Origin of the sequence: Nocardioides baculatus (assembly GCF_016735675.1) — a bacterium.
GTDB classification, from domain to species: Bacteria; Actinomycetota; Actinomycetes; order Propionibacteriales; family Nocardioidaceae; genus Nocardioides; species Nocardioides baculatus.
The window spans coordinates 566,052-578,804 of record NZ_JAERSG010000001.1 but is presented as its reverse complement, the minus strand read 5'-3'; the positions used below and the strand labels follow the sequence as shown (position 1 = coordinate 578,804).

The window sequence follows — 12,753 nt, the reverse complement described above, 5'->3', positions numbered from 1 at the left end:
GCCGTGGACTTGGGATGCGCTTGCCGGTTCAACTAAACTGGGAGTGAGGGGAGTACCCCGCCAACACTCGTCGGTCACTACGGCGCCTCAGCAGGCGCCTCGGCGAGCGGCCTCACCACGGTGAGGCGGGAGAGACCTCAGGACATCCATCCTGAGGAGACCCATGTCGTCCATCGCGTCCCCCACTCTGTGGTTCCTGACCATCGGCGTGGTGCTCGCCCTGCTCGTCGTCGACTTCATCGCCACCCGTCGCCCGCACGAGGTGTCGATGAAGGAAGCCGTCGCCTGGTCGGCGTTCTACGTCGCCCTGCCGCTGCTCTTCGGCCTCTACGTCTGGAACGCCCACGGCGGCGATCGCGGGCTGGAGTACTACACCGGCTACCTCGTCGAGAAGACGCTCAGCGTCGACAACCTCTTCGTCTTCATGCTGCTGCTCGCGGCGTTCGCGGTGCCCGAGGTGCTCAAGCAGCGGGTGCTGCTCTACGGCATCGTCGGTGCGCTCGTGCTGCGCGGCATCTTCATCGCCCTCGGTGCGGCCGCGCTGTCCCGCTTCGACTGGGTCTTCCTGGTCTTCGGCCTCGTGCTGCTGCTCACCGGCGTCAAGCTGCTGCGCGACGCGATCTCCGGCCACGACCACGAGGTCGACGTCGCGGAGATGCGCGTGGTCAAGGTGATGAAGCGGTTCATGCCGGTCAGCGACGAGTACGACGGCGCGAAGTTCACCGTGCACAAGTTCGGCGCCCGCGCCCTGACGCCGTTCGCGCTGGTGACGGTCGCGGTCTTCGCGACCGACGTGGTCTTCGCGGTCGACTCGGTGCCCGCCGTCTACGGCATTACCGGTGACCCCTACCTCGTCTTCGTCACCAACGCCTTCGCCCTGCTCGGCCTCCGCGCGCTCTACTTCGTCCTCGAGGGAGCGCTCGGCGCGCTGGAGCACCTCAGCTACGGCCTGGCCGCGATCCTCGGGTTCATCGGGTTCAAGCTGGTGCTCCACTGGGCGCACCTGGTCTGGCCGTCGGTGCCCGACGTGCCGACGCTCATGTCGCTGTTCGTGATCCTCGGCATCCTGGGCGTCACGATCACCACGAGCCTGGTCGCCAACAAGCGCGCGAAGGCACAGGCCACCTCCACGGACGAGGACGAGCCGGTCGATCGCACCCCGGTGGTCTAGACAGACCACGCTCGTGGCCCCCGCGGTGGGTGTCGCGGGGGCAACGAGATCTCCACAAATCCGTACGTGCCGGCGTGTCACGTGGCGAGGCCCTACCGTCGTGTCCAGAAGAAAAGACGGAGACTCGGGAGAAAAATCACTGAATCCACGCCGGAACTGGAGGGTGAGCGATGTTTCAGTACGTCCTGTACGACGAGCCGTCGTTCGACGACGACATCCCCGAGTCACCGACCACGCCACCGTGGGCGCGCACGTCCACCGAGGACGTCGCGGACGCAGCGGTGGTCCACCTCGGCGGCTGTGCCGACACCGACTCGCCGCTCTACACCCTCCTGTGCTCGGAGCTCGGGGTCCCGGTCGCGGACTGGTCCGGAGCCACGGTGACGTCGGCACCCGGGCGGCACGTCGCCTGCGTGCTCGACGCCACCACGACCGTGGCGGTGCCGCTCGACGTGACCGACCGCTCGGTCGCGCTGCTCGAGCGCACGCTCGCGGCGCTGCACGTGTGGGAGCCGTCGGCCTGACGGAGCGGCCTCAGTCGACGGTGAGCATCGTCGCGCCGAGGCCGATCATCATCGTGCCGCCGGTGGCGCTGAGGGTGTCGAGACGCTGCGGCCGCCGGGCGAACCAGGTGCGAGCGGCACCCGCGGCGAGCGCCCAGGTGCCGTCGGAGGCCATGGCGAGCACGCCGAAGACCAGCCCGAGCAGCATCGTCTGGAGCCCGACCGACCCGGTGGGGTCGGTGAACTGCGGGAGGAAGGCGACGAAGAAGACGATCGTCTTGGGGTTGGTCGCGCCGACCGTGAAGCCGATGCGCACCGGGTGCCCGCGTCGCACCGGCGCGGCGTCTGCCATCGCGAGCCGGGCGTCGGCGCGGTGGCGGATGGCCTGGATCCCGAGCCACACGACGTACGCCGCTCCGAGCAGCTTGACCACGGTGTACGCCGTCGCGCTGGCCGCGACGACCGCGCCGAGGCCGATCGCCACGAGGGCGACCTGGGCCATCAGCCCGATCGCGTTGCCGACCACCGACAGCAGCGCCTCACGACGGCCGACCGTGAGGGCCCGGCCGATGGTGAACAGCAGGCTCGGGCCCGGCACCTGGATGAAGAGGATCGAGGCGACGAGGAACGCGAGCCACTGGCTGGACGACGGCATGGCCCCAGTGTGGGGCACGGACGCTCGATCGCTCACACCATTTCGCTGGTCGAGGTGCGAGCGGAGCGAGCCTCGCACCTCGACCAGCGAGGGGGCCGGTCAGCAGCCGCAGGTGTAGTAGGTGATGTCCCAGTGGTTGCTCTCGCGGGCGTAGACGTTGCCCGAGGGGGCGGTGTAGAGCGTCGCCCCGTCACCGCGCACCCCCGAGTAGGAGTAGTGGCTGGTGATGTAGCTGGAGACACAGGTCGTGGGGCTCACGTCGACCTTGTAGCCGTTGTAGTGGCTGTAGGTGCCCGACGCGTGGCCGACCTCCGTGCCGCCGGTGATCGTGATGGCGCAGCCGCTGATGGACTTGAAGGTCTTGATCCCGCTGACCGTCTCCTGGTTGATCTGCTCGTAGGACGTGCAGGTGGAGATGCTGCGGGTCGTGCAGCCGCCGCTCGACACGCGGGTGATGCCGACCGCCGAGAGCTGGCTCGCCGCCTGGGCGTCGGTCAGCTTGGTGACCGCGTGCGAGGGGCCGGCCAGCCCGGCCACCGCCATCAGCGAGGCCAGGAAGGTGAGCAGGAACCTGTTGATCGCAATGCGCATGCGCATGACTCCGTACGTCAGTGGCGAGACCCCCGATGGGCTCGCCGCTCACTCCACCTGACCAAGACCCTCGTGCGGGGTCAACCCCCGCGCAAAGTCTTTGCCGTGGCCCGCGAGTCTCTGGGAGACTCACCGCCGAGGGCGTCGTCCAACGCCCAGCCAGGCGCGTCGGCCCCAGCCCGAGCGAGGTGGCGAAGGGGAGCGGATCCTCGGGCGCACCACCTCCGTGAGTCACATCGATGACGCCCGCTGCAGCGGCGTGCTGGGGACGCAGCGCAGTCGAAGGTGATCGAGATGACCAGGGACAGTGACTTCAAGCAGGTCGTGCGCGCACGCATGGCCGGGACCGGTGAGAGCTACACCGCGGCGCGCGCGTCGCTCGAGCAGGAGGCGTACGACGCGGCGCGGGCGGAGCAGGAGCGGCTGGTCGGCCGGCTCTTCACCGACGGCCGCATCGCGCACGTCCCGGCCAGGCGCAAGGTCCGCGCGGCGGTGCTGCTGGAGGTGCTCGCGCGGTTCGAGCCGGGCCGTGAGTACGCCGAGCGGGAGGTCAACGAGGTGCTGCTCGGGGTGCACGAGGACTTCGCCTACCTCCGCCGCGAGCTGGTGAACTACCGCTACCTCGAGCGTCAGGACGGCCGCTACCGCACCGCGGCCCACGCTCCCGCGCGGTCCCCGATCGAGCGGCAGGAGATCCCGGCGTGGGAAGGCCACTGGCTGGAGGGCTTCCTCAGCGGACCGTGACGGTGCAGGGTGGGGCCATGAGCGAGGGGATCGATCCTGCCGTGGCCCCGTCCGGCCCGGGGTGCGTCGAGTGCGAGGAGGCCGGCGGCTGGTGGGTGCACCTGCGCCGGTGCGCGCAGTGCGGCCACATCGGCTGCTGCGACTCGAGCCCGGGCCAGCACGCGACCGCCCACTTCGAGGCGTCGGGCCACCCGGTCATGCAGAGCTTCGAGCCCGGCGAGGACTGGTTCTGGGACTTCGAGCGCTCCGTCGGCCTCGAGGGGCCGCGGTTGGCCGACCCGCAGAGCCACCCCGAGGACCAGCCGGTGCCCGGCCCCGCCGGTCGCGTGCCCGACGACTGGCGGCAGCACGTCCACTGAGCCCGACCCGGCTCAGCCCTCGGTCGTACCGATCCCCAGCCGACGCACCACTGCGTAGGTCGCGACGGACACGCTCGCCGCGAGGACCGTCCCCCACGCCAGGTCGATGGGCACCAGGCCCACGGGGAAGTCGCGCAGCACGGCGAGGTTCGTCAGGTCCCACGTGGCGTAGGTGACGAACCCGAAGAACGCACCCGAGCCCGCCGCGCGACGCCACGACGCCGCGGCCAGTGCCGGCGCGATGACGAACCACACCAGTCCAGCGACGAAGATCGCGTAGAAGGCCACGGCCGCGCCGAGGTTCGGTGAGTTGGCGAGCAGGTCACCGAGGAAGTGGTCGTAGGTGGGCTGGGCGAGGGTGCCGAGCCAGACCGCGTCGAGGAGGCAGAACGCGACCGCGGCCACGACGTACTGGACGGCGAGAGCGCGCGGCGTGGCCTCGGTGGTCATGACGCCACCCTCCCAGAGCGGTCCACGGTGCATCTCGGCGCGGCGCGCCCGGGAAGCCGGACGGGCCGATGGGCAGCCGGCGTGCCATGCTCAGCGCATGCGTCGTACGCCGCGCATCCGTCGCGCCCGTCAGCAGCAGGCCGAGTCGCGCACGCGACCGCAGGTCGTTGCCCACCGCGGCAGCAGCCACGACACCCCCGAGCACACCCTTGCCGCCTACGTGAAGGCGCTCGACGAGGGTGCCGACGCGCTCGAGTGCGACGTGCGGCTGACCGCCGACGGCCACCTGGTCTGCGTGCACGACCGCAACCTCAAGCGCACCGCGGCCAACTCCGGCATCGTGTCGACGATGAACCTGGCCGAGCTCGACGAGCTCGACTTCGCGTCGTGGAAGGACCCGTGGTCCGAGCTCGACGACGAGGCGCCGTCGCGCAACCCGCAGGACGGCAAGGTGCTGACGCTGCGCAAGCTGCTGGAGACCGTCGCCGACTACGACCGCCACGTCGAGCTGGCGATCGAGACCAAGCACCCGACGCGCTACGGCGGGCTCGTCGAGCGACGGCTGGTCGAGACGCTCGGCGACTTCGGCTGGACCGGTGCGGACTCGCCCGCCCGGGTGATGAGCTTCTCGCTCAACGCCATGAACCGCGTACGACGACTCGCCCCCGACCTCCAGGTCGTGATGCTCGTCGACAAGGCGCACCACTGGCCGGTGCTGCGCCCGATGGTGGCCGACGACTGGATCATCGGGCCGGGTGTCGAGGAGCTGCGCGACCACCCGGGCCTGGGCCGGCACCTGGCGAAGGCGGGCCGCGAGATCCACGTGTGGACCGTCAACACCGCCGAGGACCTCGAGATCTGCCTCGACCTGGGCGTCTCCGCCGTCATCAGCGACCGGCCGAAGTACATGCTGGAGCTGCTCGGCGGATAGGTTCTCGGGCATGGCCAAGAAGTCCCGCAAGCCCACCACGTCCGCCCCCGCAGCCGAGGGTGAGGTCGGACCCCGTCAGCCCTGCCCCTGCGGCTCCGGCAAGCGCTACAAGGCCTGCCACGGTGCGGCCGGCGGTGCAGCCCCGACCTTCGTCGCGCGTCCCTTCGAGGGGATGCCCGGCGAGTGCGACGTGATCGCGCTGCGCGAGCTGGTGCCCGCCGCGACCACTCCGCTGACGCTGAAGGACGGCGGCCGCACGATCCGCCTCGCGACCCTGCTCCCCGGCGCGGCCCCGGCGATGGTGCGCGAGTCCGGCGAGGTGTGGCTCGGCCTCCAGGTCCAGCACTCCTACGGCAACCCCGCCCGCGACCTCGGTGCCGTGCTCGAGCGCGCCCTCGCCACCGATGAGCCGGGCATCGTCGGCCTCCCGGCCGACCCGGGCGAGGGCCCGAGCATCCAGGACCTCATCACCGACACCAGCCTCGACATCACGGTCCACGACGGCTTCCAGTACTGGATCGACGACATCCCGGAGCGCGACGCGACCACGGAGGCCGCCCTCGAGCAGGCCAACGACGGCGTGATGCCGACGACGCGGCTCACCTCGGTCGAGGCGGCGTACTGGACCAACGTGGGCACCAAGGAGCACCTGCGCTGGGTCATGCCGCACCCCGAGGACCAGCTCCTCGACGCGCTCGCCCGCCTGCACGCTGCCGGCCAAGACTCGATCGCGGAGGGCTCGCGCTTCGTCGGCATGTTCCGCGCCCACGGACTGCTCGCCCCGGTCTGGGACCTGCCGCTCGGCACCGGCGCCGAGGTCCTCGAGGAGCCGGCCGCCCGCTTCGCCGCCGACCTCGAGAAGGCGCTCGCCAAGGGCGACCTGACGGCCGAGGAGCGCTCCGCCCGTGCCGGACTCGCCAACCGTCAGGTGACGATCCGGTGATACCCGTCCAACATCCGCGCCACAGGCGAGGAAGTTGGCGAACACAACCGGGCCAACGGTTGTGCCGCTGCTCGCGAGCGGAGTAGATTCGTGTCTGCCCGGTCGTTGTCGTTTCCCCCGTCGACAACGACCGGGTTTTCACTGTCCCGGGGTCCGTCAGAGGACGACCAGGTCGAGCCAGACCTCGTCCAGCCTCCGGCCGACACGTCGGCAGCGGAGACGACCAGGCGCGTGCGGCCGGTCAGACCGTGGACGGGCACCTCGCCATCGGCGTCGCCGATCGTGACCTCGCCCGACGGCGTGTCCAGGACCACGTCGCACACGACAGGCCTGTCGGGAGGGTCGAGGTCGTCGAGCACCCGGACGTGGAGCGTGCAGGTCGCCGGGTCGTCGTCGAGCCCGACGTCGTACGCGTGGCGCACGCACGGGACCACGGTGTCGCCACCCACGGTCACGAGCCGGTCCGGCTCGACGTCGGGGACGTGCCCGGCCGGGTCGCCCACGACCGCGATGCCCCAGTGCCACTCCCGCGTGAGGTCGAGCTGCCCGTCCGACATGGCGAGGAGCCTGGGCGAGCGGGGCGCGTGGGGGCCGGGGAGCGCTGGGCGGCCCGAGTGCCCGCGTCTTGAGCACTCGGGCCTGGTCCGCGCGTCACTCATGAATGACGGGTGAACCTGACTGTCGGTACCCCGTCGTCGCGATCGGATGCCCGGCGATCGTCTACGACTTCGCGGGCCGCACCCGCCACGCCTCGAGGTGGCTGAATCCCTTGGCCGAGACCCGGCGCAGCCGGCGCCAGCGGTAGCCTGGCCCGTCCTCGCCGGGAGCGTCCGCCTCGTCGGGGGTGAGTGCGTCGTGGACCCCCGCGTCCACCAGCACGGTGCCCGGGCGCGCGGCAGACGTCAGGCGGGAGGCGGCGTTGACGGTCGAGCCGAACACGTCACCCAGACGGCGTACGACGGCGCCGTGGGCGATGCCGGCCCGCACCGCCGGGAACGGGTCCTCCGCGTCGTCGCCGCGGGCCGTCAGCGCCAGGGCGATCTCCACGGCGGCGGCCGGGTCGGCGACCGTGAAGAGCACCTCGTCGCCGATGGTCTTGATGACCTGGCCGCCGTGGTCGACGACGAGGGTCGTGGTGTCCTGCTCGAAGCGGTCGACCCACTCGACGAGCTCGGCGCCGTCGAGGCTGCGGCTCCGGGTGGTGTAGCCGACGATGTCGACGAAGCAGACCGACAGCCGGGTCTCGGCGCTCGACAGCGTGCTGGTGTCCTCGAGCAGGTGCTGTGCCGCGCTCGCGAGGTGCCGGCGCCAGACGTAGGTCTGCAGCGCCTCGACCCGCGGCAGGACGTCGCTCGCGAGCTCCGTCAGCGCACTGGACGGGTCGCCGCCCTCGACGGCGACGCCCGCGAGCAGCGTGGTCTGCCACTCGGCGAGGCGGGCATAGCTGCGGCCCCAGGTGCGGACCAGCGCGGCCTGCGACTCGGGCGGCAGGATGCCGAGCCGGACGAGGTCGGAGGTGAGGCGCAGCGCCTCGACGTCGCTCTCGGCGAAGGCCACGTCGTCGTCACCTCGGTGCGGGAAGCCGAGCTGGTGCCACAGCTGCACGGCGAGCTCGAGCGGCACGCCGGCGCGCTCGGCGACCTGGACCCGGGTCAGGGTGGGCTCCTCGCCGAGGAGGTAGGCCTCCATGGCGCGCGCGATCTCGCCGGCGTCGTCGGGCTCGTCGGCCAACCGCGTCAGCTCCCCGCGACCCGCCCGGCAGCCGCCGCGCGGAGGGCGGCCCCGAAGGCCGGCACCTCGTCGGCGAGCGCCTCGATGCGCTCGCTGGTGAAGTGCACGACCTTGAGCGGCGTCAGCGCGACGACCGTGGCCGAGCGGAGGGTGCGGTTGACGATCGCCGCCTCGCCGACGACCGCGCCCGGACCGAGGGTGGCGATCTCGACGCCGCCCTTGCGGACCGAGACCTCGCCCTCGCAGATGAGGTAGGCCTTGTCGGCCGGGGTGCGCTCGGCGATGGGCGACCAGCCCTGAGGCAGCGTCAGCTCGTTGCCCGCGGCCAGGACGCGCTTGGCGTCGGCGGCCGAGAGGCCGTCCAGGATGGATTCAGTCATGCCTGCTCAACGATCCACGCAGTCGCGGGTGACGAGCATGTGTCCCACTCCACCTTCAGTCGACGTCGGCGTCCGTGCCCAGGGGTTCGCGCGAGATCGGGCAGCTCATGCAGCGCGGGCCACCGCGGCCCGAGCCCAGCTCGGAGCCGGCGATCCGGACGACCTCGATGCCGGCGTCCTCGAGCCGGTCGTTGGTCTCGTCGTTGCGCTCGTAGGCGACCGCGACGCGGGGTGCGAGGGCGAGGGTGTTGTTGCCGTCGTCCCACTGCTCGCGCTCGGCCGTCACCGGGTCGAGACCGGTGTCGATCTGGTGCAGCGTGTCGATCTGCATCGCCTTGGCGGCGGCGACGAGGAACGGCTCGGAGTCGCTGACGTCGAGGGAGAGGTCGGACTCGTCGGAGCCCTTGTCGCGCAGCGTCACGGTGACCGCGCGCAGGGTGTCGGCCACGTTGGGGTACATGACGACCTTGTCGACGTCGACCATCGTGCACACCGTGTCGAGGTGCATCGTCGCGCGCTCCTGCGCGATCGGGACGGCGAGGACCGTGTGGGCGAGCCCCGCGTGGAAGACCTGGCGGGCGAGCCGCTCGACGCCGGCGGGCGTCGTACGCTCCCCGACGCCGACCGCGATCACGCCGGGCGCGAGGAGGAGGACGTCGCCGCCCTCGACGTGCTCGTTGTGCCAGCCGTGGATCTTGCGCGTGCCGGCGAAGCGGGGGTGCTCGGTGTAGATCAGCTCGGTCAGCTGGGTCTCGCGCTTGCGCGCGGGCATCGCCAGGCTGGTCACGGCCACCCGGTCCTGCACCCACACGCTGGAGTCGCGGGTGAAGAGCAGGTTGGGCAGCGGGTCGATGAGGAAGTCGTGGGGGTCGAGCAGGCTGGTGACCAGGCCGTGGCCGCCCTTGACCTCGTCGTTGCGGATGCCGGCGGTCAGGGTGTCGGTCAGCTCGGCGGGCGTCTGGTCGCGGAGCGCCTGGGCGAGGTAGCGGCGCATCGTGTCGCCGAGGTGGAGGCCCGACAGCGCGCTGGTGATCGCATGGTTGCGGGCGAGCTCGCTCTCGAGCGTCTCGGTCAGCAGCTCGGTCAGGTAGAGGACCTCGACGCCGCGCTCGCGCAGGGTCGCGGCGAAGGCGTCGTGCTCGTCCTGCGCGCGGCTGACCCAGGGGATGCCGTCGAAGAGGAGCCGGTCGTTGTTGCGGGGGGTGAGCCTCTTGAGCTCGTTGCCGGGCCGGTGCAGCATCACGGTGGCCAGGCGGCCGACCTCGCTGTCGGCGCCGTGGGGCGCAGGGGTGGAGACCATGGCGCGACTCTAGCGGTGCCCGATCTCGACACGTGTCCGAGAAGTGGCCCTCCGGCGAAGTGATCGGGGGCCACGTCGCGAACACGTGTCGTCGTACGCCGTCACGCAGCGTCGGCGAAGCCCGGGAAGTGTGGCCGCCAGTCGTCGTGCAGGCGCAGGGGGACGCCCGGCATCCCGCGCGCCAGCAGGGCGCGGTGCACGCGGCCCAACGTCCGGAGGGGGTCCCTGTAGATGCCAGGGCTGATCACGACGCCGGGGCGTCGTCCGTCATCCACAGCCCGGCTTCGCCGGCGTACACGTGTCCGAGATGTTGCCCCCGGAACCCGCTGGCGGGGGCCACGTCGCGGACACGTGTGCGGCCACCAGGTCGTCCGACACGGGTCGAGCGGTCAGGTCGAGCGAGCCGCCCGCCACTCGTCGCGGAGGAGGCCGTACTCGTAGGAGTCGGTCCACCGTCCCTTGGACCAGAAGTCGCCGCGCTTGTGGACCTCGCGGCGCATGCCGAGGCGCTCGCAGAGGGCGGCGGAGCGGTCGTTGCGCGCGTCGAGGTTGGCGACGATCCGGCGCAGGCCGTAGTGCTCGAAGCCCAGCTCGAGCATCGCCCGTGCCGCCTCGGTGGCGTAGCCCCTGCCACCCTGCCCGGGGATGATCGTCCAGCCGATCTCGCCCTCGCTCAGGCCGGTGCCGCCGAGGATGAGGATCGAGTCGCCGACGACCTCGCCGTCGTGCTCGACGACCAGCCCGACGAACATGCCGTCACCCGGGTCCATCCGGCGGCGCACCATCTCGCCGACCTCGGCCGCGTTCATCGTCCGGGTCAGCAGCAGGCTGGCGTAGTCCTCGTCGGCCCACGCGCGGGTGAAGGCGGCCGCGTCGTCGGCCCGCCACTCGCGCAGCACCAGCCGCTCGGTGCGCAGCGGCAGCTCGGGCCGGACGGGCGTCAGGAACTCCCCGCGTGGTCTGTCCACCCACGTCTCCCGGCTCGTCGGACCGCCGAACCTGAGCCGGTCGTACGCCGTCATCGGCAGCAGCAGCGCGTCGAGGCCGGGCACCGCCAGCACCCCGTCGACGGCCTGGCCGAGCAATCCGCGCCCGATCTCGTCGTGCGGGTCGCGCCGCAGCAGGGCGACGGCCTCGGTGGCCTCGGCGATGCGCTCGGACTTCTGCCGCATCCGGCCGGGCGTGACGTCGCGCAGGCAGACGTACTGCCCGGAGAGGTACGCCGCCCACTCCTCCTCTCCGGTCGCCGGGTCGTCCTCCCAGAAGGCGACGAACCAGTCGTGCAGCCGGTCGTGCCCGCCCGCGACCTCGGCCAGCTCGCCGTGCGCGGCGGGGACCATGGGCGTGCCGTCGGAGAGGACGTACGACGGCAGCGGCAGGCGGTCCTCGAGCATGAGGCCCATCGCCGTGGGCGTGGCCGGCACGAAGTGCTCGCGGACGTAGGCGTCGTCCTCGGGGGTCATCGGGTGGTCGCCGTTGACGGCGACGAAGCGGTCGCGGACGGCAGCTGCGACCGGGTCGTTCAGCGAGTCATCTCCCACACCGTCAAGGCTGCCATGAGCACGCAGACCGTCGCACCCACATAGTGGAGGGCCGAGAGCCGCACCCGCTGCAGCAGCAGCCGGCCGACGATCACCGCGAGGCCGGAGACCGCGAGGAGCGCACCCCACGCGCCGAGGAACACCGACACCGGGTCGTCGTACTTCGCGACGAGGGAGATCGTCAGCAGCTGCGACAGGTCGCCCCACTCGGCGGCGAAGAGCACGAGGAACGACGTCACGATGACGCGGAAGCCCTGCGCAGTGGACCGGGCGGCGTACTCCTCCTCCGATTCCTTCTCGTCCTCGTCGGCCGAGCGGGCCTCGCGGAACAGGATGATCGCGCCGATCACGAACATCAGCGCCGCCACGGTGTGGATCAGCTGCTCGGGCAGGAACGACGCGGCCTTGCCGACGCCGACCGCGACGCCGGTCTGCACGAGGAAGGCGAGCGCGACGCCGATCCAGACGAACAGCGGGCGCATCTTCGTCGACATGACGAGCGTCGCGATGAACGTCTTGTCGGGCAGCTCGACGACGAAGATGGCGCCGAAGGCGAGGGCCACGACGAGGAGATCGATCACTTCTCGAGTGTGTCCTACTCGCCCCGGAACGCGTCCGCGGGGTAGACGCCGAGCACCTTCACCTCGGTGGTGAAGAAGGCCAGCTCCTCCAGCGCGTTGCGTACGCCCGGGTCGTCGGGGTGGCCGTCGACCTCGGCGAGGAACTGGGTGGCGGTGAAGTGGCCGCCGACCATGTAGCTCTCGAGCTTGGTCATGTTGACGCCGTTGGTCGCGAACCCGCCGAGCGCCTTGTAGAGCGCGGCCGGCAGGTTGCGGACGTTGAAGATGAAGGTGGTCACGACCGGGCCGTTGCCCCGCGGTGCCTGCTCGAAGTCGCGCGAGAGCACCACGAAGCGGGTCGTGTTGTGGTCCTCGTCCTCGATCTCCTCGCGCAGCACCTGGAGGCCGTAGATCCCGGCCGCCAGCGGCGGCGCGATCGCGGCCTGCGTCGGGTCGCCGGACTCCGACACCTCGCGCGCCGCGCCGGCGGTGTCGCCGGCCACGACGGGGGTGAGGCCGAGCTCGCGGATCACCCCGCGGCACTGGCCGAGGGCGTGGACGTGGCTGTGGACCGTGCGCAGCGAGTCGATGCTCGCCTCCGGCAGTGCCATCAGCGAAAACTGGATCCGCAGGAACCGCTCGCCCACGATGTGCAGGTCGGAGGTCGGCAGGAAGTGGTGGATGTCGGCCACCCGCCCGGCGATCGAGTTGTCGATCGGGATCATCGCGAGGTCGGCGTCGCCGGACTCGACGGCCGCGAAGGCGTCCTCGAACGACGCGCACGGCACCGGCTCCCAGTCGGGGTAGGCCTGTTGGCAGACCAGGTGGGAGTTGGCTCCGGGCTCTCCCTGGTAGGCGATGCGGCGGCTCACCCGGCGAGTCTTCCACGCGCCG

The 12,753-nt window shown here is 71.4% G+C and carries 16 protein-coding genes; 6 read left to right on the top strand and 10 right to left on the bottom strand.

Features of this window, described 5'->3' with window-relative positions; translation table 11 throughout:
* Positions 1–163: 163 nt before the first annotated feature.
* The gene (locus JI751_RS02810; protein WP_201933134.1) at positions 164–1,171 is read left to right on the top strand and encodes a TerC/Alx family metal homeostasis membrane protein; all 1,008 of its coding nucleotides are present in this window, start codon (positions 164–166) and stop codon (positions 1,169–1,171) included.
* A 170-nt stretch (positions 1,172–1,341) separates the two neighbouring features.
* A complete protein-coding gene (locus JI751_RS02805) occupies positions 1,342–1,695 on the top strand; it encodes a hypothetical protein (RefSeq protein ID WP_201933130.1) in 354 nt (117 codons plus the stop codon).
* A gap of 10 nt (positions 1,696–1,705) precedes the next feature.
* Here the strand turns inward: JI751_RS02805 and JI751_RS02800 are convergent, their stop codons facing one another.
* Positions 1,706–2,329 (bottom strand): LysE family translocator, encoded by a 624-nt coding sequence (locus JI751_RS02800; RefSeq protein ID WP_201933127.1) that lies wholly within the window; start codon positions 2,327–2,329, stop codon positions 1,706–1,708.
* A gap of 99 nt (positions 2,330–2,428) precedes the next feature.
* Positions 2,429–2,926, bottom strand: coding sequence for a hypothetical protein (locus JI751_RS02795; RefSeq protein WP_236665525.1), 498 nt, complete (start codon positions 2,924–2,926; stop codon positions 2,429–2,431).
* Between the two features lie 288 nt (positions 2,927–3,214).
* Between JI751_RS02795 and JI751_RS02790 the strand changes: the two genes are divergently transcribed.
* Positions 3,215–3,664: a DUF2087 domain-containing protein gene (locus JI751_RS02790; protein ID WP_201933124.1), complete on the top strand. Its 450-nt coding sequence runs from the start codon at positions 3,215–3,217 to the stop codon at positions 3,662–3,664.
* A gap of 17 nt (positions 3,665–3,681) precedes the next feature.
* On the top strand, positions 3,682–4,023 hold the full coding sequence (locus tag JI751_RS02785) for a UBP-type zinc finger domain-containing protein (RefSeq protein WP_201933122.1): 342 nt from the start codon (positions 3,682–3,684) through the stop codon (positions 4,021–4,023).
* Between the two features lie 12 nt (positions 4,024–4,035).
* Here the strand turns inward: JI751_RS02785 and JI751_RS02780 are convergent, their stop codons facing one another.
* Positions 4,036–4,473, bottom strand: a complete 438-nt coding sequence (locus tag JI751_RS02780) for a DUF2177 family protein (protein ID WP_201933120.1) — start codon at positions 4,471–4,473, stop codon at positions 4,036–4,038.
* A 97-nt stretch (positions 4,474–4,570) separates the two neighbouring features.
* Between JI751_RS02780 and JI751_RS02775 the strand changes: the two genes are divergently transcribed.
* Together JI751_RS02775 and JI751_RS02770 are read left to right on the top strand one after the other, a co-directional pair.
* Entirely contained in the window at positions 4,571–5,404 is an 834-nt protein-coding gene (locus JI751_RS02775) for a glycerophosphodiester phosphodiesterase family protein (protein WP_201933117.1), read from the top strand.
* A gap of 10 nt (positions 5,405–5,414) precedes the next feature.
* The gene (locus tag JI751_RS02770; RefSeq protein ID WP_201933115.1) at positions 5,415–6,347 is read left to right on the top strand and encodes a DUF5926 family protein; all 933 of its coding nucleotides are present in this window, start codon (positions 5,415–5,417) and stop codon (positions 6,345–6,347) included.
* On the opposite strand, the gene JI751_RS02765 is transcribed toward JI751_RS02770, so the two are convergent.
* From JI751_RS02765 to JI751_RS02735, 7 genes are all read right to left on the bottom strand, one after another.
* On the bottom strand, positions 6,329–6,904 hold the full coding sequence (locus JI751_RS02765) for a hypothetical protein (protein ID WP_201933111.1): 576 nt from the start codon (positions 6,902–6,904) through the stop codon (positions 6,329–6,331). The two genes, JI751_RS02770 and JI751_RS02765, sit on opposite strands and share 19 nt — an antisense overlap.
* Positions 6,905–7,067: 163 nt before the next feature.
* Positions 7,068–8,078, bottom strand: coding sequence for an adenylate/guanylate cyclase domain-containing protein (locus tag JI751_RS02760; RefSeq protein WP_236665524.1), 1,011 nt, complete (start codon positions 8,076–8,078; stop codon positions 7,068–7,070).
* A 5-nt stretch (positions 8,079–8,083) separates the two neighbouring features.
* Complete coding sequence (locus JI751_RS02755) at positions 8,084–8,458, bottom strand: cyclic nucleotide-binding domain-containing protein (RefSeq protein WP_201933109.1); 375 nt, start codon at positions 8,456–8,458, stop codon at positions 8,084–8,086.
* 55 nt (positions 8,459–8,513) lie between these two features.
* Positions 8,514–9,758, bottom strand: coding sequence for an arginine deiminase (locus JI751_RS02750; RefSeq protein ID WP_201933107.1), 1,245 nt, complete (start codon positions 9,756–9,758; stop codon positions 8,514–8,516).
* 389 nt (positions 9,759–10,147) lie between these two features.
* The gene (locus tag JI751_RS02745) at positions 10,148–11,299 is read right to left on the bottom strand and encodes a GNAT family N-acetyltransferase (RefSeq protein ID WP_201933106.1); all 1,152 of its coding nucleotides are present in this window, start codon (positions 11,297–11,299) and stop codon (positions 10,148–10,150) included.
* The gene (locus JI751_RS21690; RefSeq protein WP_307813736.1) at positions 11,281–11,880 is read right to left on the bottom strand and encodes a TMEM165/GDT1 family protein; all 600 of its coding nucleotides are present in this window, start codon (positions 11,878–11,880) and stop codon (positions 11,281–11,283) included. Before JI751_RS21690 ends, JI751_RS02745 begins: the two co-directional genes overlap by 19 nt.
* 14 nt (positions 11,881–11,894) lie before the next feature.
* On the bottom strand, positions 11,895–12,731 hold the full coding sequence (locus tag JI751_RS02735; protein WP_307813734.1) for a prephenate dehydratase: 837 nt from the start codon (positions 12,729–12,731) through the stop codon (positions 11,895–11,897).
* Between the last annotated feature and the right edge of the window lie 22 nt (positions 12,732–12,753).